Annotated in this window: 17 protein-coding genes and 1 pseudogene; 15 read left to right on the forward strand and 3 right to left on the reverse strand. The window is 36.0% G+C overall.

Annotated elements, in window-relative coordinates; genetic code table 11:
- Positions 1-174: 174 nt before the first annotated feature.
- The 4 genes from FC46_RS06685 (at position 175) to FC46_RS06700 (ending at position 4,399) form a co-directional block, all read left to right on the forward strand.
- Positions 175-1,935 carry an FAD-dependent oxidoreductase gene (locus FC46_RS06685; protein ID WP_057799070.1) on the forward strand — a complete coding sequence of 587 codons (1,761 nt, stop codon included), beginning with the start codon at positions 175-177 and terminating at the stop codon, positions 1,933-1,935.
- A 26-nt stretch (positions 1,936-1,961) separates the two neighbouring features.
- Positions 1,962-3,161, forward strand: coding sequence for an MFS transporter (locus FC46_RS06690; RefSeq protein ID WP_057799072.1), 1,200 nt, complete (start codon positions 1,962-1,964; stop codon positions 3,159-3,161).
- Positions 3,162-3,444: 283 nt separating this feature from the next.
- The gene (locus FC46_RS06695; RefSeq protein WP_057799074.1) at positions 3,445-4,170 is read left to right on the forward strand and encodes a Fic family protein; all 726 of its coding nucleotides are present in this window, start codon (positions 3,445-3,447) and stop codon (positions 4,168-4,170) included.
- 16 nt (positions 4,171-4,186) lie between these two features.
- Complete coding sequence (locus FC46_RS06700) at positions 4,187-4,399, forward strand: helix-turn-helix domain-containing protein (protein ID WP_057799076.1); 213 nt, start codon at positions 4,187-4,189, stop codon at positions 4,397-4,399.
- Between the two features lie 99 nt (positions 4,400-4,498).
- Here FC46_RS06700 and FC46_RS06705 read toward each other — a convergent pair whose 3' ends face one another.
- Positions 4,499-5,416 carry a LysR family transcriptional regulator gene (locus FC46_RS06705; protein ID WP_057799078.1) on the reverse strand — a complete coding sequence of 306 codons (918 nt, stop codon included), beginning with the start codon at positions 5,414-5,416 and terminating at the stop codon, positions 4,499-4,501.
- A gap of 157 nt (positions 5,417-5,573) precedes the next feature.
- On the opposite strand from FC46_RS06705, the pseudogene FC46_RS10345 reads away from it, so the two are divergent.
- The 11 genes and pseudogenes from FC46_RS10345 to FC46_RS06760 all read left to right on the forward strand — a co-directional run bounded on the left by FC46_RS10345 (position 5,574) and on the right by FC46_RS06760 (position 21,252).
- Positions 5,574-6,487, forward strand: a pseudogene (locus tag FC46_RS10345) (shikimate dehydrogenase).
- Positions 6,488-6,557: 70 nt separating this feature from the next.
- Positions 6,558-7,763 (forward strand): MFS transporter, encoded by a 1,206-nt coding sequence (locus tag FC46_RS06715; protein WP_057799081.1) that lies wholly within the window; start codon positions 6,558-6,560, stop codon positions 7,761-7,763.
- Between the two features lie 16 nt (positions 7,764-7,779).
- Positions 7,780-8,535 carry a type I 3-dehydroquinate dehydratase gene (gene aroD, locus FC46_RS06720; protein ID WP_057799083.1) on the forward strand — a complete coding sequence of 252 codons (756 nt, stop codon included), beginning with the start codon at positions 7,780-7,782 and terminating at the stop codon, positions 8,533-8,535.
- 376 nt (positions 8,536-8,911) lie between these two features.
- The gene (locus tag FC46_RS06725; RefSeq protein ID WP_057799085.1) at positions 8,912-10,012 is read left to right on the forward strand and encodes a mucin-binding protein; all 1,101 of its coding nucleotides are present in this window, start codon (positions 8,912-8,914) and stop codon (positions 10,010-10,012) included.
- A gap of 135 nt (positions 10,013-10,147) precedes the next feature.
- Positions 10,148-12,214 (forward strand): mucin-binding protein, encoded by a 2,067-nt coding sequence (locus FC46_RS06730; protein ID WP_057799087.1) that lies wholly within the window; start codon positions 10,148-10,150, stop codon positions 12,212-12,214.
- A 125-nt stretch (positions 12,215-12,339) separates the two neighbouring features.
- Positions 12,340-14,979: a mucin-binding protein gene (locus FC46_RS06735; RefSeq protein ID WP_083478030.1), complete on the forward strand. Its 2,640-nt coding sequence runs from the start codon at positions 12,340-12,342 to the stop codon at positions 14,977-14,979.
- A 27-nt stretch (positions 14,980-15,006) separates the two neighbouring features.
- Positions 15,007-17,148 (forward strand): mucin-binding protein, encoded by a 2,142-nt coding sequence (locus FC46_RS06740; protein WP_057799092.1) that lies wholly within the window; start codon positions 15,007-15,009, stop codon positions 17,146-17,148.
- Positions 17,149-17,187: 39 nt separating this feature from the next.
- A complete protein-coding gene (locus FC46_RS10465) occupies positions 17,188-17,397 on the forward strand; it encodes an AAA family ATPase (protein WP_057799094.1) in 210 nt (69 codons plus the stop codon).
- Between the two features lie 139 nt (positions 17,398-17,536).
- Positions 17,537-18,328: a Fic family protein gene (locus FC46_RS06750; protein ID WP_057799097.1), complete on the forward strand. Its 792-nt coding sequence runs from the start codon at positions 17,537-17,539 to the stop codon at positions 18,326-18,328.
- 421 nt (positions 18,329-18,749) lie between these two features.
- Positions 18,750-20,138, forward strand: coding sequence for an ATP-binding protein (locus tag FC46_RS06755; protein WP_057799099.1), 1,389 nt, complete (start codon positions 18,750-18,752; stop codon positions 20,136-20,138).
- A gap of 79 nt (positions 20,139-20,217) precedes the next feature.
- On the forward strand, positions 20,218-21,252 hold the full coding sequence (locus tag FC46_RS06760; RefSeq protein WP_338033563.1) for a LacI family DNA-binding transcriptional regulator: 1,035 nt from the start codon (positions 20,218-20,220) through the stop codon (positions 21,250-21,252).
- Between the two features lie 288 nt (positions 21,253-21,540).
- Here the strand turns inward: FC46_RS06760 and FC46_RS06765 are convergent, their stop codons facing one another.
- Positions 21,541-22,314: a hypothetical protein gene (locus FC46_RS06765; RefSeq protein ID WP_057799103.1), complete on the reverse strand. Its 774-nt coding sequence runs from the start codon at positions 22,312-22,314 to the stop codon at positions 21,541-21,543.
- A 938-nt stretch (positions 22,315-23,252) separates the two neighbouring features.
- The gene (locus FC46_RS06770) at positions 23,253-24,683 is read right to left on the reverse strand and encodes a fibronectin type III domain-containing protein (RefSeq protein ID WP_057799105.1); all 1,431 of its coding nucleotides are present in this window, start codon (positions 24,681-24,683) and stop codon (positions 23,253-23,255) included.
- Positions 24,684-24,830 lie beyond the last annotated feature (147 nt).

Raw genomic sequence — 24,830 nt, forward strand, 5'->3', positions numbered from 1 at the left:
TAGATAACATCTATCAAGCTGCATAAAGTGTCCAACTTATTATTGCAATTTGCGAATAAAAACATTCTATTAAAATTGCATAAAAAATTTATTTTTTAAATTTGTACGATGTTTTATAATGAAAGCGGTTTAATAGATTGGAAACAAACTTTTAATAAATTGCGAGGAACAAAGATGACAAAAAAAGAAATTAAGGCTCAAGCAAAGGGACGCAATGGACAAATCGACTTTACAATTAGCGTTGATGATAATCATATTGATGATATTATTGTAAATAAGAGTTCTGAAACTCCTGCAATTTTTAATCAAGCTTTTGGAAAATTAAAGGACAGTGTTATTAAAAATCAAAGTTTTGATGTTGATGCAGTTTCAGGTGCTTCCTTGATGACGCAAGGAATGCTGGACTCAGGTAAGAAAGCACTTGAAGAAAATGGTATTCAAACTAAAGTTGTTAATGTCAGTGAACATCGTGATATTACTTTAAATGTTGATGTTGCCGTTATCGGTACTGGTATGGCAGGATTGATGGCAGCAGCGCGTGCGCTTTCAATGGGAAAGAAAGTCGTAGTTCTTGAAAAGAACGGATACATTGGTGGTGCTACTATTTTAAATGGTTCAAACGTTGTTGGAACTGGGTCAAGAGTTTCTGCAGAGATTTTTGGTAAAGAAGCCGCAAAGGATTCACCTGTAAGATTAGTGAAAGACATTACTCGTGAATGTCGTGGCACTAACTATCTAATGCTGTCTAAGCTTTTAGCAGATAACATTGGTAAAGCTGTTGACTTCATCACCGACTTTGCTGACTTGAAGTATCAAAAGGCCGAAACGCAAACAGTTGAACACTCAGTAGATCGTCAAATCGAAATGCCAAGTGAAAGTTCATATGAACTAGTTACTAAAGTGGCTAAAGCATTTGAAGAAAAGGGTGGTCAAATTTTACTCGATTCGCGCGTTGAAAAGTTGAATAAGGACAAAGATGGTAAGTTAGTTTCTTTAGTTGCTGAAGGTAAGCATCAAACTACAACTGTTAACTTCAAGTCATTAGTTTTAGCAGCTGGGGGATGGGGTGCTAAGGATTATGAAGCTCACAAAACTTCTGTTTTGTACTACGGTCCAATGACTTCGACTGGTGATTACTTTGATTTTGCCAAGAACATGAACTTGGTAACTCGTAATCTTGACTGGTACAAGGTTTACCCACACGGCTTGGAAGTAGAACCAGGTGTTGCTAAGCTTACTACGTACTCAACTAAAGAAGTTAGCGATATGGGAGCTATTTTTGTTAATCAAGATGGTAAGAGAATTGTTGATGAATCAGCTCCTTATACTCACTTTAGAGATGCTATCGGTGAACAAAAGGGTAAAGTGGCTTACATCGTAATGGATCAAAAGATGTGGGATCGCTTCTACGAATTAATGCTTAAGTATGGCTTTACTAAAGAAGAAGTACAAGGCTTCTTTGACCTAGAAGGTAAGAAGAGTCCAGTATTAGTTAAGGGTGATCTTAAAACTGCCGCTGACAAGGCTGGCATTAACTATAAGACCCTAAAAGAAACGATGGATAATTACGCTGATGATGTTAAGGCAAAGTATGATCCTGAATTCGGCAGGGATCCTAAATTTTTACATGCTTACGAAGGCGACACTTACTACATTATTGAACAAAAACAACGCTTTGCTACAACTTTAGGTGGCTATGAAACTAATGACAAGATGGAATTGCTTGACACTAACATTGATCCGGTTGCTAACTTCTATGCAGCTGGTGAGATTGTTGGTGGAGCAAATGGTCATGATTCAATGCCAAGTATGATGAATTCTTGGTCATACGCTTCAGGTTTTGTCGCAGGAACTAGCGCAGCAGATAATGCTAATTTCAATATTCAAGTATCAGAAAATATTGAAGCAGATGCAGTTTCAGGAGCTTCAGAATAAAAAATTATTTGGTTAGGGGTTTTACTATGAAGGCAATCAGTAGTCGACACCGATTATCATTTAGCCTTTACCTGAACTATGTGGTTCATGGTTTTGGTTTATTGATTCTTGCTCAGAATATGTCTCAATTGACGAAGGCATGGAATGTGCCTTTATCAGTAGTTTCATACGTTATTTCTGGTGTGGGAATCGGACGGTTGATCGCATATTTGATTACTGGCTATCTTTCAGATAAATTAAGTAGAAAATTCTTCGTTTATTTGGGGATGGCTTGCTACTTTGCCTTTGCAGTTGGAATCCCTTTTTCTAAATCGATTCCATTGTCGTATTTTTTCACAATTCTAGCAGGGGTGGCCAATTCTGCACTTGATGCGGGGACTTATACCACCTTTGTTGAAATGGCAAAAGGGAATGGTAGATATAATGTTCTAATCAAAGCCGTTGCGTCACTAGGTGAATTTATTATTCCACTTCTAGTCAGTTTTTTTGCAAGTGTTAATGCTTGGTTTGGTTGGAGCTTTATGATCATGGCAGCATTATTATTAATTAACGCTATTTTACTTTTACCACTTAAGTTTCCCGATCCTAAGCGAGTTAATGTGAAGAAAGAAGAAAATAAGTCCAAAAAATCCTTCGGTCTTAAAGCAGTAACCTCAATTTTGTTTGCTATTTACGGCTATTTATCAATGGCGTTAATGATCTGGTACACTCAGTGGATCACACTTTTTGGTCATAAAACTGCAGGTTTTACTCTGATTCAAAGTCACTTTTTGTTGTCTTTATACAGTATCGGTTCAATTGCGGGTGTTATGCTCTTGTTTTACTTGTTAGGACGTAACATCTCAGAGACTGTAGTTATGATTGTAATGGACGTATTTGCGACCTTAGCAATGCTTGTATTGATTTTATCAAGAAATGTTTTGATTTCAGAAATTGCTAGCTTTATCTTTGGTTTCACTGCAGCAAGTGGTGTTATGCAGACAGCTTTGACTGCCTTCATGCGATTGTATCCAAACAATCGTGGCTTTGTAACGGGGATTTTCTATTTCTTCGGTGCGATTGCTTCATTCACAGTACCGATCATTACAGGCCATTTGTCTAGCTTCAGTATTGAAGCGGCCTTTGCTAGTGACATTGTGATTGGAATCGTTGCGGTAGTTGTTTCGCTACTTATTTCGTTGTTTGAAAAAATACAACCGATAACTAAACCCGAAATTAAAGGATAAAGAAAAAGATAGGCTTTGGAAATTAGTTTTGTATGGTGTTTACTGTACTCTCAAGATTTCTGAAGCTTATTTTTTAAATTTTTTATTTACTTTCTTTCGTAAAATATGTTATAAATAATACGATCATTTGTTCGGAAACTTTTGTAAAAAGTATAACAAAGCATTTTGAAGATGAAATTTCACGATGTCCAAGATGCCTGAAATAACATGAAATGAAATCAGTAAGATTGAATTTGGGGATTTACTAAAATATACTGAAAATGACGAGCCATGAGGTGATTTTATGAAATTTGAAGATAAATATCATTTAACCCCGGATGAGAATAAACGATATGCAAAAGCTAATCTGGCGCGATTGGTTTTTGCTAATAGTAGATTTGAAGGTTTATCTACAACTCTACCGCAAACAGAAACAATAGTAGCCGGGTTAGGAGTAGATGGCGTATCTGTCGATGATATAAATACAATTGTTCAACTTAAAAGAGGATGGCAATATATTATTAATGAAGATAAGCCACTTTCTCTTCAAGTTGAAAGAAATATTAATAAAATTGTTGCAAGAGATGATGCTTTGTTTCCTGGTGAGTTAAGAACAGGACATGGGTTAGTAGGAACATATCGTGGTGATTTTGTTCCACCTGAAGACATCAATGCAGAAAATGAAGAAAAGTACTTAAAGGATCTGAATAATAGTAATCGTTCAACAACTGATAAAGCATTAACTTTAATGTTCCATAATATGCGACAACAAATGTTTTGGGATGGAAATAAACGCTCAGCAACTTTAGCAGCTAATAAACTAATGATCGAAAATGGAGCGGGTTTAATCGCAGTACCAGAAGATAAATATCCAATATTTCTAAAGAAAATTTCAGATTATTATTATTCAAGTGATATGAGTGAAGTAAAAGACTGGACTTATAAAAATGGAGTACAGGGTATCACTCCAAGACATGAAAAAAATTATAAATCAAAAGTGGATCCTAACATACAAAAATATTTAGACTAATAGGAAGCAAAAGTTAATGATTTCAGGGAAAAAGATTATTGAAAGAATAGAAATTCTACATCAACAAAGAATACTCCGAGGAATTTCTCAAACAGAACTTGCAGAAAAAATGGGAATAAGCAAAATGGAATTAGCTAAAATAGAAAATAAGGAATTAATTCCTAGCATAACTGTAATGGAAAAATATTCAGAAGCTCTATTCTTAATTGCCGTTAGTCCAAAAAACTAATTATCTTTTTTAATTTTGTGGCAAAGTGTCGGCTTAATATTTCAAACATAAAAAGACTTAGGAAAACTCAAATAATGAAGTGAATCCTAAGCCTTTTTCTTATATCGTTTTATCAGTTTGAAGATAATTCTTTTTACAATAATCATGAATAAAATCTTGAAAATGACTGATTGATGGTGTTAAGAAGTGGTTTGATTTCGTAATCGCAAACAGTGGGTGCTTAGCATTAATTTCTTTAATCTTCAAAAGTTTAACTTCATTTTTTGCTAGTTGCGGCAAGTTTGGTACCAAAGCTACGCCAAAGCCCCAGTGAACAAAACCAATGATGGTGTGATCTTCAGTAGCTTCAAGCCGCACTTTAGGTGTGACATTGGCGTTCTGAAAAATTGTGTCAATATTTTGTCTTAAGCCACTATTCTTTGCATATAGGATAAACGGTTCGTTCGCTAATTCTTCAAGTGTAATTTCATCTCTTTTAGCCAAAATTGATTCAGGTGGTACCGCAGCAAGTAATTCTTGATCAACTAAATGCTTAACATTCAATTCTGGTCGTAAATCAGCTGGTGGTTCTGATGCAAAGACTAGGTCTAACTTGTCATCGAGTAATTGTTGAAGTAATTCGGCAGTGGTTCCTTGATTAAAGGAAAAGTTTACAGACTTGTTTTGAGGATATTTATTAAATTCGTAAACTAAACGTGGTACCAAATCCTGTCCCATTGTAAAAGTAAAACCCAAATTAATATGGCCCCGATTCACATCAAGCAGTTCAGATATATAGTTTTCACCATTTTCAAGCTCATGCAAACTTCTCTTAACATATTGCAAATATATTTTGCCATAATTAGTTAACTTAATATTCCGGACGCTTTTTTCAAATAAAGGTACGCCTAATTCATCTTCCAATGAATTGATCGCATAAGATAAGGAAGGCTGTGAGATCCCTAGCATTTCGGCCGCTTTTGCCATATGCTCAGTCTTTGCTAAACAAACAAAGAACTCTAAATGTTTCAAATTCATTCTAAATAACACCCCAATAAAAATAAAATTTGATTTTATCTAAATCATAAAATTTTTTTATTAATAAAGCAATTTTACTTTATTTATTCGTTTGATTGCAAGCGGTATCATTTTAAGTGAATTAAGAACTAATGCACATTTAACAAAGGAGAAAATTATGACTAATAAAATTACAGGTGTAGATGGTCCTATTACTGGTTGGCTTGATGGTCACACTTACTTGATCGGATTAATGGCATATCCAATTCGTCACTCAATGTCACCAACAATGCACAATAACGCTTTCGCAAAATTAGGTTTAAATTATGCTTATCTTTGTTTTGAAATTGGTAACGATAAGCTAGAAGGCGCAGTAAATGCAATCCGTACTTTAGATATGCGCGGTTCAAACGTTTCAATGCCTAACAAAAAGGAAGTTATTAAATACTTAGATAAATTATCTCCAGCTTCAAAGATGTGTGATGCTGTTAACACTATCGTAAACGATAATGGTGTGTTAACTGGTTACACTACTGATGGAATTGGCTTTGTTCAAGCACTTAAAGATGAAGGAATCGAAATCAGGATAAAGTTATGACTTTGGCAGGTGCTGGTGGAGCAGCCACTCCAATTGCGGTTCAATCAGCTCTTGATGGTATTAAGGAAATTAAGATTTTTAATATCAAGGATGACAAGTGGGAACAAGCTGAAAAGAATGTTAAGACTATTCATGAAAATACTGATTGTAAAGTTTCATTAACTGACTTAGCAGATCAAGATGCATTCAAGAAGGCTATTGCTGAATCAGATATTTACTGTGACGCTACCGGTGTTGGTATGAAACCACTTGAAAACGAAACTTTGGTCTCAGATCCATCATGGTTCCACAAAGATATGGTTGTCTATGATACTGTTTACGCACCAAGAACTACTAAATTGATGAAAGTTGCTCAAGAAGCAGGGGTTGAACACGTCTTTGACGGTATTGGGATGATGATCGAACAAGGTGCCGCTGCATTTAAGCTTTGGACTGGCAAGGATATGCCAACAGATTACATTCGTGAAATTATGTTTGAAGACGAAAATAAGTAATTAATTCGAATTAAGACGATTAACCTCTTGCATGGTAATGCTTGCAGGAGGTTTTTTGGAGGAAAAGAATATGAAAAATAAGTATACTCCAACTGCGATAGCATTGTACTTTAACTACTTTGTTCATGGTATGGGTGTTATCATTCTTTCACAAAATGCTACCGCCTTGGCACATCAATGGGGTACAACAGTTACTGGTGCTTTGGCCGTTGTTTCATCATTAGGTATCGGTAGAATTATAAACCTTCTGATTTCTGGTATTTTGTCAGATAAGTTTGGACGTAAGCCATTTGTTCAATTAGGTATTGCAACATACTTCATTTTCTTCATTGGTATTTTGTTTTCACCTAATACTATCGTAGCCTATATCCTAGGTATCTTGGCAGGGATGGCAAACTCCTTCCTTGATACTGGTACTTACCCAGGTTTGATGGAAATTTATCCAAATGCTAAAGGTACTTCTAACGTTATCTTGAAGGCGTTCATTTCAGCAGGTCAATTCCTTCTTCCATTCATTGTTAGTGGATTGGCAGCAGCTGGTATGTGGTACGGCTGGTCATTCTTGATTCCAGCAGCTATCTTGGTAATCACCTTCCTTTACTTCTTATTCGGCGGTGCTTTTCCAAATTCAAAGGCTGCTGCAGAAGCAGATGAAAAGCGTGAAGCTGAAGAACAAAAGGACAGTGATTCAAATGTTAAGAGCAACCTTTGGATCGATGGTACTTTGTTTATCATCTACGGTTACATCTCACAAGCAACTTTCTACTTGGTAAGCCAAATGCTTACTCAATATGGTCAACAAGTTGGTCATATGTCGCAAGGCGCAGCTCACTCATTAGTATCATGGTACTCATTAGGTTCAATTATCTGTGTTCTTCTTACCGCTATTTTAGGTAAAAAGATTAGTGAAATTCAATTTGTTCCTGTATACACTTTAGGCGCATTTGTTTCACTTCTACTTATGTGGATGTTCCCAACTAGTGCTGCTTTGATGGGAATCTTGGCTTTCTTGGTTGGCTTCTTTGCAGCCGGAGGTGTAATGCAATTGGCCTTAACTGTTATGGCTGACTTCTTCCCAGCAGGTAAGGGAACCGTTACTGGCTTCTTCTACACGGCAGGATCGATTGCTTCATTTACTATTCCATTATTTATTGGTTGGATTGGTAATATGAGAAACGTGATCTTCCTAGACGTAATTATTGCTTTAATTGGTTTTATCGATACAGTTATTATTGCAATTCGTTATAAGAAGTTATTTGGTAAACTCGGAAAATAATACGAGGAGTAAAATTATGGCAACTGTAAAAATTAGAAATATAGTTTTAGGTGAAGGCTTACCTAAAATCGCCGTACCAAATGTTGGTACAAATGAAGATGAAATTTTATCGGCCGCAAAGGAAATTGCAGCAGCTAAGCCAGATTTGATGGAATGGCGTATCGACTATTACCAAAATGGAATTGAAGATCATGAAAAATTGGTGACTACTGCTAAGAAATTACGTGAAGTAGTTGGTGAATTGCCAATTTTGGTAACCTTTAGAACTAAAAATGAAGGCGGCGTGCTTGAACTTAGTGAAGACGACTATCTTGATTTGATTGAAGATGTTATCGAAAAGCGGTTAGGCGATGCTGTTGACATTGAGCTTTTCCACGATGAAAAGCGCGTGAAGACTTTGGTTGAAGCTGCTCACAATTACAATGTTGTCGTAATTATGAGTAATCATGATTTTGAAAAAGTTCCTGCAAAAGATGTCATTGAATTTCGCTTAAAGAAGATGGCAGACCTTGGCGCTGATGTGCCAAAACTTGCATGTATGCCTCACAATGCAGAAGATGTTTTAACTTTACTTACTGCAACTACTAATGTTAATGAAGAAATTGACAATCCATTGATTACTATGGCAATGGGTGATATTGGTAAGGTGACTCGTGTTGCTGGTCAAGTGTTCGGTTCAAGTTTATCATTTGGTGCAGTTGGTAAGACATCTGCTCCAGGTCAGCTTTCAATTGATGACTTACGTGACGCTGAGAATTATTTAAAACTTTAAAAATACTATCTATCTTATTATAGAAAACATTTCTCTCAAAAATACGGTTCAGGATTTTCTGGACCGTGTTTTTCTTTTTAGCGTCGATGATATTTTTCTCTACCTATAGATACTTATTCCATGGTATTATGTGGACAGGACTAGAAAAATATATTTATATTTTTCTAACATAGACGCTTACGGAAGCTGATAGCTTTCTAGCTCATGAAAGGTCGCGAGCAATATCAAAACAAATGAAGATAGTAGAATTACTTTCTACGAACGACAAGGATATAGACAAGTTAATAGCGAAAGCTTCAAAGATGGACTAATAGTATTCGATAAAGACGAAGACGGTAAAACTGTTGAGCTTTTCTTCAACCACGTTGTTGTTTCGGTGACTGCTGATAACCCTGGAGAACCAGGCGGATCGATTGAACCGGATAATCCAGACAATCTCTTCAGATATCCCAATTTATATGAGCCGCAAGAATTGAGTAAAACAGTCTCACGTGATATTTTCTATATTGGTACTGATGGCAAGGAGCTAGCTCATTCAATTCATCAAGAAGTTCACTTTAAGGGAGCAGCGAATCTTGATTTAGTGACTGGTAATTTTGTGAATTTAGCTGAAGACGGCACTGTGAAAGATCAAGACGGCGCTATCACTTGGACGCCGGAACAATTTGAATTTGCAGCTACAGAACCACTTAACGGCGAAGATTTTGAAGTGGTTGGCTATGGCAAAAAAGGTAGTGAAGCGAATGTTGATATCACTAACGGGGTGGTTTCTTCAGAAGTTGTTACTGCAAATAGCGCAAATAAAACCATTACTTTAACACTTAAGTCTAAGTCAAATATAATTTCCTTTGCTTCAGCTTCTGATGAAAAGAAACAAGATGATCAATCAATTGAGAAAGAGATTTCTGTTAATCAAGAAACTGAGCCGGTGGAAGATACAGTGGTTACTGGTCACCAAACTGTTCACTATGTTTCTGAAAATGGTACTGACTTACAACCGGTCACAGCTACTCATGAAGTTACTTTTGTTAAAAACGGTTCAAGTGATAAATGGGATAAGAAAGAAGATCGTTACGACGATATAGTTGCACCTGTGATTAATGGATATGTTGTTAAAACCAAAGTAGCTGTAGGTAAGCAGGTCACGCCAGAAGATCCAGATCAAGATATTGTGCTCACTTACTACCCTGTTGGTAAGATTATTCCAGTTGATGCTGAGGGTAAAGCAATTGCAAAGGGAGTTCAATATCAAAATGATGAAAAAGATCCAACTAAGGTGCTAGCTTCACAAAAAGCACCGGGTATCGTAGGTTGGAATCCAAACCAATATTCAATTATGCCACTGGAAGCGACGAAGGATACAAAAATCACTTATACAAAGGTTCCTAATAAGCCTGAAACGGATGATATTGATATTTCATTAGATGATTTGAAGATGGTTGGTTTAGCTGGACTTAAAATTAATAAAAACAACTAACAAACAGGCGAGATTCTCAGAAATCTCGCTATTTTTTGTGAAAAAACGCTATTAAATATAATTCTTAGCATTTATAAGGATAGTTTGGAATGCTATAATATTAGTAACTAACTTTAGGCAGGAGAAGGATTAACTGTGAGTAACTTGAACGAAGCGTCGAACACGAATACGACATTCACTGTTAACTTTATTGATCTTGATTACGGTAATGCTAGCGTGGCTCACCTTGAAGAATTACGCTTAGAAGATTTAAACGTTGATCAAATCATACAAACTTTACAGCAAAAAGGCTACCGTCTCATCAGCAATGGCTTTGATCCAAGCATTGAGGAAGGTGAGCATGACTTTGTTGTCACTTTTAGACATAGTTATCAAACAATTGATGTAGATCATCCAACTAATGAATTTCCAGTTGATGCTCTAAGAAAAGTTGGCACCCAAACTGTTCACTACCAAGGTGCTGGAACCAGAACACCAATCGATAACCAGAGTCAAATCATCATCAACCGCAGCTTGATTTATGACCAAGTTGAGAAAAAGGTAGTTAAAGACAACGGCTGGGAAGAAAAGAGCTACCAAGTTATTGGAACACCAGACGTTGCAGGTTATGTGCCTAGTGAAGCATATGTCGGTGGTGAAACAGTCACTAAAGATGCTCCTAACCGCGAATACACTGTAAATTATGAAGTTAACCACGAACCGTCACAAAACGAGCAAGAAGCAATTGTTCAATTTTTAGATGTAGATGATCATAACCAAGAAGTTGCGACCTCAGGTGCACTAAATGGGGCACCATACACTAAGATTGACTATGTTCCAACTGGAACCATTAACTTTTTGGAAAATCAAGGTTACAAACTACTTGATAATGGTTTTAACGCTAATGGAGAAGTTCAATTCTTTGATAATAGTGATAAGACAACCCAAACTTACATTGTTTCAATGGGTCACAGCCATGTAGATGTCAACGATGGTCACCCATTCAACGGAATTGATTCTTCAGAATATCAACAAGACATTATCGCAACTGTTCATTACGTTGGTGCAGGCGACTTAACACCTAACGATAATAGTCAAATTATCAAAAAGAACAGAACTGTTACTGTTGACAGTGTAACTAAAGAAATTTTGCATGAAACTGATTGGGAAGTTTCTAAGAAGAAATTCGATGAAGTTACTACTCCAATTTTGAAAGGCTTCCACGCCGATAAGCGCTTAGTTAGAAGTAAGATTGCTACTACTGACAACTTGGCCGAATTGGTTACTTATGTTGCTAATGGCCGCATTATTCCAATTGATGAAGATGGTAATGAAATTCCAGATGCACCACATCCAACTTACCAAACTGACCCGAAGGATGCGACGCAAGTTCTTCCAAATAGACCAGTTCCAGATATTACTGGCTATTCACCAAGAGTAGAAACGATTGATCCAGAAGATCCATCGACTGATACTAAGGTTGTTTACAGCAAGAAGCTTGTAGTTCAACTTAAGGCTTTAGAAGACCGTGGGTATACTTTTGTTAACAACGGGTTAAACGCTGATACTGTTGCTCGTTCAATCGATAATGAAGAAGATCATGGTACTCAAACTTATGTCATTGGTTTGGCGCATGGTCATGTTAACGTTACTCCAGAAAATCCAGGTCAGCCCGGTGAACCTATTAATCCTAACTTTGTTCAAGGACCAAAGTGGCCTGTTGGTACTGGTCGTGATGATTTGATTAGAATTGGACGTCAAATTATTCGCTATTCTGGTGCAGATGGTGAAACTCCACAAGCTGATGAACAAAGAGCCGAATTTGACCGCACTTTAATCATTGATAAGGTTACTGGGAAAATTATCAAGGATAATGGCTGGAATGCAGATAAGCGTCAGTTTGGTACTGTAACGACTCCTGTGATTGCCGGCTATCATGCTGATAGACGAATTGTTGGTGGTAAAACTGTTACTCCAGAGCACTTAGAAGAAATTGATGAAGTTCATTATCGTGAAAATGGTCGGATTATCCCAGTAGATCCAAATGGTCGTCCAATTGCTAAGGCCGAACAACCACAATATATAACAGATAGCAATGATTCAACTAAGGTAGTACCTAACGAACGTGTTCCTCATGTTGCAGGCTTTATTCCAACTCAGAATACTGTAACTCCATCACGTCCTGGTCAAGATACACCAGTTGTTTATAATCCAGATAAATAACAAGAAAAAAGCATACTTTTTTGAGAAAGTATGCCTTTTTTATTTCCATATCGCTATTCTTAAGAGTTTTTTTATTATATTATAGACATAAGAGATTTTATCTTTTAAGCAGGAAGTGATTAAGAATTACTGACAAGAAAGCAAATGAACGGGAACATTACTCTTTACGTAAGCTTAAGTTGGGCTTGGCTTCGGTATTAGTTGGAATTAGTCTATTAGGATATGCACAGCCTGTTCAAGTCAAAGCTGACGATGCAGAAACTTCTTCTAGCGATGTTCAAGTTGTGTTTGGTCATATTATTCCTGTTACCGATAATGGTGAGGAAATTCCGAATGTTCCTCATCCTGAATATAGTCGCGATCCTAATGATCCTGAAAAGGCAGTAGCAACTCCTGCACCTAAGATAAAAAATTACCGCGTTCAGAAAGGTCAAAATTATGATGAAAATAGTAATTTGGTGATACCACCTAGTGATCCAAGCCAAGATACTAGATTAACTTATGAGCGCTATTCAGCAAAAATTAGCAATAAAAAATCACAGACTAAAGAAAGAGAGCAGAAGAAAACGAGTATTTTTGAATTTATGAAGCGGAATAAAAATCAGCCTGAAACTTCTCCGCAAGAAAAAGAAACGCAAACAAATACAACTCCATCAACTAATGATTTGAATTCTGATCTTTCTCAAAATGGAGTAACTAGCGCTGCTAATAATGCTTCTTCTGGCTTAAATGAAGATGCAACGGATTTAAACAGTAGTGTAAATGAATCTTCGATAAGTAGTTCTGTTGAGTCTGATAATCTTGAATCTTCAAGCCAAACTGATCAACCAGCTACTAAAGTCGAATCAAATGATAAAGCGTCAACCACCGATAAAGATAAAGTAAGTAAGAATTCTGAAAAATTAAAGGAAAGAAAGAAGAAGGACGGTGATCAATCTATTTCTAATGATCCAAAATCCAAGTCCGGTACTAAGAAACGCACTGATCAACGCCCAGTCGTTTCTCAAGCAATTATGCCAGAAAAAGTAAAATTACCACCTAACACTTTAACAGTGACCCTAAGAATTGTTGATCATGACCAAGATGATGCTGTTTTAACTGAACAAACTATTCAAGGCCAAAAAGGTGATCGCATCGTTTTTGACAACTTAAAGCAATCGATTGAAATCTATAACTATAGTGGTTATCGATTCAGTAAGGTGATCAATGTCACATCTAATGTTGATATGAAAATTAGCGATATTGACCATATTGAACTTGGTGTACTAGAAGATGAGGATTTAATCTTTAATGTTGAAATGGTTCATAAATTGGTTCGAGTAACTTCTGAAAATTGTGATAATTTCAATATTTCTTCTGATAAGTTGAGCTACACCACTACTTTGACAGTGAAGTATAAAGGCGCTGGTAAGAAGGATCCAGAAAATAAAATTGAAAAAGCAACTTGGTCCAGAACGCTTACTGCTGATGCGGTAACTGGCGAAGTGGTTAAGGGAAAATATGACACTGACTTTAAGCCGGATATCGATATTTATCCAGAAGTTAAAACACCAGAAGTTGATGGCTTTAAGGCTGATAAGAAAGAAATTGACGGTATTAAGGTTAATAGTCAAAATATAGAAAAGACAGTCATTTTTACTCCGCTTAAGAGTGAAGAACTGGAGTCAGATCTTGAAAAGGAAGAAAAAGCCGCACAAGATTCCGAAACTAAGCAAACTGAATCTAAGAAACTTACGCAAAAAGATATCGATGATGCTCAGAGCCTGATTAATGAGGCGCAAGGCATTTTAGCAAGTTTAGGAATTGGTGGACTAGATCATGACTTAAATGAAAAGATTGCAACTGATGCTTCAAGTTCCCAAAGCCCAACTTTGGAATTAGGAGACCTTTTGAAACCAGTTGATTCTAAGGTTCAATATGCCAAGCAGGAAGAAAAAATTCCTGAAAAAGTCGAAGAACAGGTTACTGAACTTGCAAAAGAGAAAGAAGCAGTTCAAGAAGTAGAAGTTGAGCAAGCTACTGAGAAGACACCGAAGAAGGAGCTTGAAGTTGAAGTTCCCAAGCCGGTACCTGATGAGAAAGAAACTAGTCCGATAGAAAATCCGCAAGATTCTGAAGACGATGCTCCAACTCCTGAAGAAGTCGATAAAACAGATGAAAGTATTCAATCTTCTAAAGAGGTTTTAAAACCAAAGATTGAAGCAACTTCTACTCAAAAAGATAAGAATCCTGAACCTGAAGTGAAAATTTCCAAAACTAATAACAAGAAGCAAGAAATTGAGGTTCAATCTAATGGCGAAACCAAAACTTTCATCCAAACCATTCATTTTGTTGATGAAAATGGTAAAAAACTTCATAAAGATCACATCGAAGTTATCGCCTTTGTGAAGCAAGGTGATGGTTGGGATAAGTCAATTGATACTTTTGCCACTGTCACTGCTCCAGTGATCGATACTTATTACTGCAAGGACAAGTCAATTCATGGTAAAACGGTGATGCCAGATGATTCAGATTTGCGACCTGAAATTACAGTTACTTATCATAAGATGGCGAACGTAATTCCAGTTGACTTAGACGGTAATTTGATTGAAATCACTAAGGACAAACCAGAGTCCAGGCAATTTGCTAATGATCCTCACGATGCAAGTAAGGCATTAGCAGATCAAGCAGTGCCGAATATTAAAGGCTATAAGGCAACGGTGAAGACAATAACACCTGTAAATCCAGCTATTAATATTCCTGTTGTTTATAACGTAGAGATTTAATAGATATGTATATAGAAGGTTACATAAATGAGCATATTTGGAAAAAAAGTAGAAGCTGTTGTTAATTATGTCGATCTTGACCAAGATAACAGTATTATCAGATCATCAGATACATTTTCAGGAAAGAAAAATACGCCAGTAAATTTTGATCCATCTGAAGATATTCAAAGTCTTGAAGCTAAAGGTTATGTTTTGGTAGATAATAGTTTAGATCAGAACCCTGCTTTTGAAGATGGGGTAGATCACTATGATATTACTTTTAAGCATAAGCATGTGACAGTTGATGCTGATAAACCAGGGTATGGTTACACTAAATCGAAGTTAACTAAAGAAATTAAGCAAACAATTCAGTACCGCGGTGCTGCTAGTCGAACTCCAGAAACAAGTGTTAATCGTGTGGTTTTTAGTCATGTTTACGAAATTGATGTGATTACTGGTGAAATTGTTAAGGATAAAGGTTGGACTCCTGCCACCAGAACCTTTATGGAAGTAGGTACGCCAACTTTACCAGGCTTTGTGCCTAATAAAGCCGTAGTTGGTGGTGAAACAGTTAAACCAACTGATGAAGATAAAGAATACGTTGTTGATTTTAAGATTAACAACCAACCTTCAGAATTGACTCAAACTGCGATTATTCGCTATGTTGATCACACTAATAATAACAAGGTAATTCACGTTGACACACTGACTGGTCAACCTAATATGCCAATTGATTATGATCCACAAAAAGAGATTGACAAACTTAAGGGTCAAGGATTTTCTTTAGTTAACAACGGTTTTAATGGTAATGGAGATATTCAATTTTTTGGTAATTCAGATTCTTATGAACCTGTCTTCATTATTACGATGGATTACTCAGCTCAGCCAGTTAATGAAGAATATCCAAATGATAAGGTTGATCCAAGTTACTACAGTAAGGATTCAACTTTTACAGTAAACTTTGCTGGGGTTGATGAAGATCATTTGCCTAAACCAGTTAAGCAAACTGCACATTGGACACGTACAGTTGCCTTTATTCCCAAAACTGGTGAAATTATTACTGATAGTTACTTCGATTCTGAATGGCAGCCAAATATCAATAAATTTGATAATGTGAAGGTTCCAGTTATTGAAGGCTTCCATACTGATATTAAGGAAGTTGAAGGTTTACCAGTTCAAGAGGATGATCAAAACGTTACTGTTAATTACCATGAAAATGCTAGAATTATTCCTGTAGATGAAGATGGTAATGAAATTCCAGGCGCTGAACATCCACGTATCTCAACAGATCCCGATGATTCTTCGAAAGCAAAGAGTGAAGAGGAAATTCCTAACGTTGAAGGTTATTATTGTGAATATAAAACTGCGGATCCAGAATCACCAGCTGAAGACTTAAAGGTTATTTACCACACTGTTAAGCGTACTGATGTCAACGAATTTGAAGATCGAAGTGATGATATTTCAGCACCTGCAAACGATTCTCCAGCTTCTGAAGAAGTTGCTCAAGAAAGTGAACCAACTAGTGATACTGACATAGCTGGAGATCCTCAATCAACCGCTGTTGATGAACAAGGCTCTGAAATTTCAGAAGATCAAGTAAATGAAGCTGAAGCTACCGCTGCTCAAAACGCTGCAGCTAACTTGCACGATCAAGTTGCGATTGTTAACTTTATTGACATTGATCACAATGGTACTTCATTGACCTCATCCGGTCCTTTAGTAGGTAAGCCTGGCGAAAGTATTAATGATTTGTACAGTACTGAGATTCCATTGAAGGTGATTAAGAAGGCGGGATACAAAGTTGTCTTCAACAACTTCGATAATGATGGATTTGTTCAAAGATTCGACAACAACGACTTGATGACACAGGTCTTTACTATTGGTGTGTCTAAAAAAGCTCAACAAGCTGAAGATAGCGGTACACAACTTGCTACTAGAATGTTGAGTGCGTTGGGAAGTGGCAGTGAGCTTGCAACTTCAGGTAAGATGAAGCAACTTGAAGAAACTCGTGATAAGCTTGAAAAATTACAACCAACTTTAAGAAGCAATAATCCTGATTCACAAGTTGTTAGCCGCTTACTCGATATTATTACTGGCTTGCTCAACTTGGTATTTATCGTGGGTAATATTAATCCTAGTGATGCATATTCTCAAGATACAAGTAAGAAAGAGGAAAACAAGGATAAATAATTGCATTAAAATAAATAGAACCTCAAAAGCGATATACTTTTGGGGTTTTGTTGTCTATATGAGATTAAACAAGCATCAATCTTCAGTAATGAACAAGATAAAGGATCGATCAAGATCAAGTTCTATCAATGGTTTTATGAGGGCCCTCCAGGTATTGGTAAAACTACGTTTGCTAGAGTAATTGCTGAGCATACTAAAAAAGATACGGTTAAAATTATCAGTATGTCCATGACGCGGCTGATAAGTTGACTAATATGCAGACTATGCCAGATAATTTGATTGTACATGAGTATTATTATCCAACTGAATAAGGACATGAAGATCGCTTTAAAAAGCAGCTTGCACTTGCACAAATAATAAAATGGCATGAAAGGTACTGAGAAGTTTTATGAATAAAAATAATTTGGATCTTGCAAATTTTATTGTATCTTTTGGCAGTATGAACGGTTATAGTAGCACGATTTTACAAACTAAAAGAGCGTTGGATTTACATAATCTTTCCAATCTTTCTCATGAAGAGCATGATGGTGATCTTTTAAAAGATGCTTTAGATGGAATTGAAGCTGCTCAAAAATATGGCTTTTCAACTAAGGGTATTATTGAGATAAATACAAGCTTCACACATAGTGAAGAAGACCCGACGATACCAGGGCACTTAAGAAATTCAGATAGTAATCCAAACGATGCAGTAGTAATTCTACTTGATCCTAAGGGTTCAACGGAAGGGGCATATTTTGCACCTAGTGATATTACAGAAGAGGATTTGGATAAAATCGTAAATGAATACAATTCTTCTGATAAAAACGTCAAGGATGCTTGGAGAGTATTTGCTCGAATTTCTAAACTTCAACCGTTTCAAGATGGGAACAAGAGAACAGCTTTGATTGCAGCGAATGCTGCTTATAATACTTGGAATAGCAAGGAATACTTAACTTTACCATTCGATAATATTGACCATGCTGAATTCATGATTAATTTAATGAGGTACTATAAAGCAAAGGATAATGAAGCAGAAGATAAGGCGTTAGAGAGAATGGTAGCTACATTGCCTAGCCCTAAGGAAGTTCAATATCATTTAGATCATGAAGTAAAGTTAGAAAACGTTGATATTAATGATTTAAAAACGAAGAATGTAAAATCATTTTATAAAAACGTCAAAAGTCATGGGTTAGATAAATAGGTTCGTGAAGAGATGGAAGTCATTCATCTCTTTTTTAATGTAAACAAATTCATACTGCTAGTGTAATGAATTTTCGTAATTATAGTAATCGTAATTACAGTAATCATACTTTAGTAATCACAATTACAGGCATTATGATTACTGTAATTCAACTTATGTTAGCAGAATGCTGTACACCACGTGCATAGCGCCATGTTAAATTAACAGTTTTAATCTGTCCTAATCCCAATATACTTATAAGTAAATAAATCAAAAGAAAAAGAAGTACAGAGTAATGAAGAATAAATTCTGGAAGAAATTCATATTAATTGCATCAAGTGCTTTAACTGTTGTGTCACTACATAATTCATCCGCTTTTATTTCACTATAAAAGATTATGGTTATAAACATTATAATAATATGTGAGAAAGAAGGTATAAAGATGTTTATCGGGAGAGAAACAGAACTTGAAAGTCTAACAGAGCACTATCAATCAGATCAGTTTGAATGCGCGATTATTTATGGTCGTCGCCGTATTGGGAAAACTGAGTTGATCTCACATTTTTCAAAAGATAGGCCCAGCATTTTTTATACGGCAACTCAGGAAAATGCGGAATCGAATTTGATCAGAATGAGTAATGCGCTGAACTTTTTTGAAAATTCTGAAAACCACTCTGGGCCGGTATACCAGAACTTTGATCAATTGCTTGACCGAGTTGCTGAACTGTCAAAGAAAAAAAGAATTATCTTTGTGATAGATGAATACCCGTATTTAGCAGAGTCTTATCCAGGATTTAGTTCACTATTGCAAGCCCATATTGACCAGCAATTTAAAAACACGAAACTATTTTTGATCTTGTGTGGATCTTCAATGTCCTTTATGGAGAAGCAAGTCTTGGGTTATCAAAGTCCATTATATGGAAGGAGAACTTTGCAACTTAAGCTTGAGCCATTTTCTTTCAATGAAACTCAGCAAATGCTACCGAATGTTGATAAAGCTGATGCGTTTGCGCTTCATGCTATTTCCGGTGGAATTCCACAATATTTAAGTTATTTTGCTAATAAAAGAAGCGTTAAAGAAGCTATCATCGACTGTTTTCTAAAAAAAGATGGTCGCTTATTTGAAGAACCCAATAATTTGCTTAAGCAAGAATTAAGAGAGCTGGCAAACTATAATTCCATTATTTCGGCAATTGCCAACGGTGCTTCAAGGCTCAACGACATTGCAATGACAACTAAGATCCCGGCTACGTCGATTAAATCCTATTTAGATAATTTGAGTGAATTGGAAATTATTCAGAGAAAGGTTCCGATTACTGAAATAAATAAGCGAAGTAAGAAAGCTATTTATCAGATTAACGATGGAATGTTTCGGTTTTGGTACCGTTTTGTTCCAGCAAGATTAACCTTGATTGAGCGGGGGATGACTGATATTGCTTGGAACGGGATCGAATCTAACCTTAACCATTTTTTGGGACCTGCTTTTGAAAAGTTGGCACAAGATTATTTGTGGAATCATTATGATGTTGAAAGGACGCCATTTACTAACTTAGGTAACTGGTGGGGCGCAGATAAGCGAACAAGAGAGCAAGTTGAATTAGATATTTTGGGCTTTTCTAGTGATAATCCAATGTTTGGTGTTTTTGGTGAATGCAAGTGGCGCAATGAGCCGATTAGCAAAGATATTTTGGAAAAATTGATTTTCAATTCTAATCTGTTTAATTATCCAAAAAAATATTACTATCTATTTTCTAAAGTTGGTTTCACTGACGAATGTCAAAAACTAGCAAAAGAAATCGATTGTAAGTTAATTACTTTCAAAGAAATGTAAGTTGTAGAATTTTTTGTTAATCCTTTTAGTAAATTCTTTACTAATTTGCTAAATTAACTGTATACTTTAGTTAAGATTAATTAGAAAAGAAATTACTATGACAACAATCAAAGAAATTGCAGAAAAGGCAGGCTACTCACCAGCCACTGTTTCGCGGCTGCTAAATAATGACACTAACCTGTCGATTACTGCAGATACTAAAAATAAAATTTTAGAAATCGCCAACCAATTAGGTTACTGGAAAAATCATGAACGCAAGAAGTTGAAGCCAACTATTGCGCTGCTTTATCGCGATGATGATACTGAACAGCTTCAAGACGAATACTTCACCAGCTTGAAGGACAAGGTTAACGAAATTACTAAGCGTGAAAAGCTAGAGATTCACACTTTTCATGATATTTCTGAATTGATCAAAAAAGCGACTAACTTCCAAGGCTTCATTGCAATCGGTACTAACAAACCCGAAATTCTCGAGATGAAGCGACTACACGAAGTTTTACCAAATGGCGTGTTCATCGATACGAATCCGATGCCGAAATTGTTCGATACAGTGAAGCCAAACTTGGCACTTACTGTTGAAGATGCAGTTGATCGCGTGGTTGAAGCAGGCTATAAGCGAGTTGGTTTTCTTGGAATTAGTGAAAAGTTAAATCACATGCGGGACGTTAGAAACGTTGCTTTTAACGAATGCATGTGGAAGTTCGCTGATAAGATCGAAGATAACTACGAGATAGTTTATGCTAAGCAATACAGTGTTGAAGAAGGTTACCGTTCAGGGAAGAAGTTCCTGGAGGATATGAAGAATGATAAGGTAAAACTGCCCGATGTAATTATCTCTGCATCAGATACTTTGACTGCAGGCTTGCTTCAAGCCTTTAACGAAAAGGGGATTAACGTTCCAAAAGATATAGCGGTTGTAAGTATCAACAACAGTAAGGTCGCAAACTTTGTGTCGCCGCCGCTTTCTTCTTACAATGTGGATCAAGATAAGATGGTGGAGCTTGCGATGCAGCTGCTAATTGATCATATTATGGATCCGAAGCGCCAGCCGGTTGAGATGCTGCTCAATACGGAGTTGGTAGTGCGCAAGAGTTTTGTGCCGAAGGGTAGATAGAAAAGGTCTATAAATTAAGATCAATCAAAAACTGATCTACACAATTTAGGTATTTTTAGCCTAATCTGTGTTACATTGACATGAATAGGCTAAGCTTAATTAAATTTCTTAAAAAACTTTAGTCTTAAGAGTAACATGATGATGAGCTGTAACAGCTCATGTTTCCTTATTCGTAATCGTTTGTGCTCGTTATGAATAAAAAGTTATATCGTTAATCTATATTTATATCTATATTGTTTAAAAAGGAGGGTTGTCTCACCCCTCCTTTTTTTGCTCTTAATTCAAAAATTAATCCCACCAGCCATAGAATTTTTCAAAATCTTTGGCTAATGCCTGGAAATCTTTTGCTTTTAAATCATCTGCAGCTTTCATAATTTCTCGGCTGACAACTCGATAATCTGCATGGTAACTATAGTGAATATAGTTATGTGACCAAATTCGAAGATACAAAATCAAAAAACTCTGACATTCTTTATGTTTCCTACAAAAATCAGCTAATTCTTGTCCGATTAAAGCCTTGTATTCTCTGACTTCTTTATCAAAAACTTCCTTTTCTTCAGGAGTAGATTTCAAAATGTCAGGTTCATTCTCTGTATCCAACTCTATTGTGATTGAACCATTTGGATGAACGATTTTTTTGCGCATGGCGCTAGAAAATTTCAAGGACAACGCTTTTCTGTATTCGGGTGAATTTACTCTAGCTGCATTTGTTGGACCACCATCATCCAATATATCTAAATCTTTTACGATTTTCTTGGCAAGTCCAGGATCAAATAGATTAATTATATTGGTAACAAAGTATGTATGTTCCCACCATTTTGATGCACAAATGACATATTTTGCTTGTAGTAAAGTCAATGATGAAATTCGACTTAAAGCTCTAGCTAGTCTATTAGTATCACGCTTGTTGAAAGAACAGTATAACTTTTTTCTCCAGTTAGGAAGATATAAATTTCGCTTCATTAGATATTTTTCTGGATGGTAGTCAAAATGGTCGTTATTTAGATTTTTGTTAATTACCCAATAGTCATGTTTTGACATTTTTTGATAATTTTTTGTCATAGGTGATTTGTCCTTTCTGTTGTGATCATATTGGTATAATTCGTTTTATCTTATTCAACTAAAAAGTGTTAAGTATACTTAACAGATAAATTGATGAGACAGAATGACCGCTATTTTGAAAACTTAACGGAAATTATCGCTGAGTACATCCTCAATTTCATAAGGAAATAATAGTGAAGTCCATTTTTGCTTAGTTAGTAAATCAATTGCTTCTTTTTCTGTCATGTAGTTCCCACTTTTGCAAGCTTCAGCTACATCGGCAACCGTATCGTATTGATGCAAAACATCATCTTAATGTTTTGTGTATCGTTATCTAGTAAACCGATTAATGCTTGTGAAGACATAGTTATACTCCTTCGATTCTTTGAACATTAGTTTGCATAAATAGATTAACATATGTTCGCATAAATGCACAAGAACTTTTTTTAAAATAAAAATTTGACCAAAAAAAGACTCCGGAAGACCTATGAATAGGACCTTTAGAGTCTTTGATTAATATCATTATTTTGTTTGGTGAATTGGAAATTGTCGTTAGGTTAAAAGATATTTTTTAAAAGCAAAGTCATAACTTAACTTGGTATCATCAATAAACTTTGGTAAAAGAATAGTTGTAGTGAAAATATAACTGTAGTAAATAAATAATTGTGGTAAATATATAATTTACTACAAAAAATGTTATTTGAAGTCTCAATAAGTTTTTGGGATAAAATTTTTGTTTATAATATATTAAAGGTGGACTGATGGTTATATTGTATATGTAATAATACAAGTATCGACAGAATGATGTCGACCATGAAAATGGTCTTATAGAGTTTACTCAAAGTAATGAGCGAGGCATGTGTTTTTCGTTTGAAATGATGCATGCCTCTTTTTTGTACAAAAAAATTCTACTAAACCAAAGCTGATTCAGTAGAATTCTTTTATAGTTACTTATTCAATTATTTACCAGCAGGGGTGATGTTAACAGTTACGCTCTTGATGTCTGACCAAGGACTGATCAAATTACCGTTCAAGGCGCGAACTCTTACTTCATAAGTTTTACCCTTAAGGAAGTAGTTGACATCTGACTTGTTAGAAGAATCAGTAATTTCATCACCAGTTACACCTTTAGACATAAATGTTGTCCAAGTGCTGGTGCCCTTGAGACGGTAAGCAATTTCGTAACTACTAATATTGTCATTCTTTGCCCAGGCGATATTGATATAAGGTTCATCGCTACCATTATCATCATAGTAACTTAACTTGATTTCTGGTGCAGCAGGCGTCTTTTGATCACTAGTCTTAGAGTAATAAGTGTAATCTTGTTCAGTAAATGGTCCGTAAACGTAAGAGCCATTCACCATCTTAGCAGCACGAACGGCGATCTTATAAGTAGTGCCGTTAGTCAATTGGTCCTTCTTAATTGTTTGACTAAGTGCATCTGGTAAAGTCTTCGAAGTGGTGTTAATACCGGAGTAGCTATTGGCATTGTAGTAAAATGGCTTTCTGGTTACCCAATTACTGCCCACACAATAGACTTCATAGCCATCTGCGTTAGTAACTTTTTCATAATCTACCTTGATACCATCGTTAGTAGCAGAGATTTTTGTAATTTTGCTTGAGCTAGGAATGACACTGCTGTCACTAATATCTTGGCTAGTTAATTTGAATGAAAAACGCCCACGTGGACCATTAGGTTGGAAGATATATGTTCCCTTATCCAAGTACCAACTGTATTGCTTATTGTTTGCTGGTCCACGGAATTTATATGTTGGAAGCGCATATCTGTAGGTAGTAACAGGAGTCATTGCTGGAGAGGTATTACTGTAGATATTGCCTTTTTCATATTGATAAATAGGCATTGATGAGATATTTACAGTTACTTGTTGAGGCTTATCAATGATGAAGACATATTGATGTTTGCCGTTCAATTTATCTGAATGGAACATGTCGCTTAAGCCATAGTAAGTCTTGTTCAATGAGATCTTGTTTGGTGTATTATAGGCAGTATTATTTGGAAAACTGTCTAATGAATTCTTCAACTTAGACATCTTAGTATAGCTTGTCTTGATTGAAGCTGCACTTTTAGTGGTCAAGCGGTAGTTGCCGGCACGTAGGTAGTAAACCTTAGTGTTAGCTTTTTTGCTCGGGTAAGGAACAGCTGTCCAATCCAAAGAGTTAACGATAGTGTAGCGAGCCTTAGTTGTAATCGTTACGCGTCCAGCGACCTTCAAGTGAAGACGATAGGTGTTGCCGCGGTGGACATAACTTGTGCCTTGAGTTGGCATAGAAATAGTAGCCGCTTGGGTGGTGGCAGGGTTAGCCATGCTCATGGTGGTTAACACAGCACCGCTGGCTAATAGGCTTAAAATTAGTTTCTTTGTTTTCATGTGTATTACGCTTTCTATAGATATACCTATATTTTATCATTTTGAGGGGACGGAGAGTGAAAATAGATTTGTTGTTGGGAAAATGTGAAAACTGCTTTTATCATAAATTGCGCGGCTTCAATTGAATAGGCTATAATTTAAACATAC

This window comes from Lactobacillus kalixensis DSM 16043 (assembly GCF_001434335.1).
In the GTDB taxonomy this organism is placed as follows: Bacteria; Bacillota; Bacilli; order Lactobacillales; family Lactobacillaceae; genus Lactobacillus; species Lactobacillus kalixensis.

Excerpts from the sequence above, each read along its gene's own strand:
- FC46_RS06715 (WP_057799081.1), top strand. The coding sequence starts at position 6,558 with ATGAAAAATAAGTATACTCCAACTGCGATAGCATTGTACTTTAACTAC.
- FC46_RS06765 (WP_057799103.1), bottom strand. The coding sequence starts at position 22,314 with ATGACAAAAAATTATCAAAAAATGTCAAAACATGACTATTGGGTAATT.
- FC46_RS06705 (WP_057799078.1), bottom strand. The coding sequence starts at position 5,416 with ATGAATTTGAAACATTTAGAGTTCTTTGTTTGTTTAGCAAAGACTGAG.
- FC46_RS06685 (WP_057799070.1), top strand. The coding sequence starts at position 175 with ATGACAAAAAAAGAAATTAAGGCTCAAGCAAAGGGACGCAATGGACAA.
- FC46_RS06750 (WP_057799097.1), top strand. The coding sequence starts at position 17,537 with ATGAATAAAAATAATTTGGATCTTGCAAATTTTATTGTATCTTTTGGC.
- FC46_RS06740 (WP_057799092.1), top strand. The coding sequence starts at position 15,007 with ATGAGCATATTTGGAAAAAAAGTAGAAGCTGTTGTTAATTATGTCGAT.
- FC46_RS06695 (WP_057799074.1), top strand. The coding sequence starts at position 3,445 with ATGAAATTTGAAGATAAATATCATTTAACCCCGGATGAGAATAAACGA.
- FC46_RS06755 (WP_057799099.1), top strand. The coding sequence starts at position 18,750 with ATGTTTATCGGGAGAGAAACAGAACTTGAAAGTCTAACAGAGCACTAT.
- aroD (WP_057799083.1), top strand. The coding sequence starts at position 7,780 with ATGGCAACTGTAAAAATTAGAAATATAGTTTTAGGTGAAGGCTTACCT.
- FC46_RS06770 (WP_057799105.1), bottom strand. The coding sequence starts at position 24,683 with ATGAAAACAAAGAAACTAATTTTAAGCCTATTAGCCAGCGGTGCTGTG.
- FC46_RS06700 (WP_057799076.1), top strand. The coding sequence starts at position 4,187 with ATGATTTCAGGGAAAAAGATTATTGAAAGAATAGAAATTCTACATCAA.
- FC46_RS06690 (WP_057799072.1), top strand. The coding sequence starts at position 1,962 with ATGAAGGCAATCAGTAGTCGACACCGATTATCATTTAGCCTTTACCTG.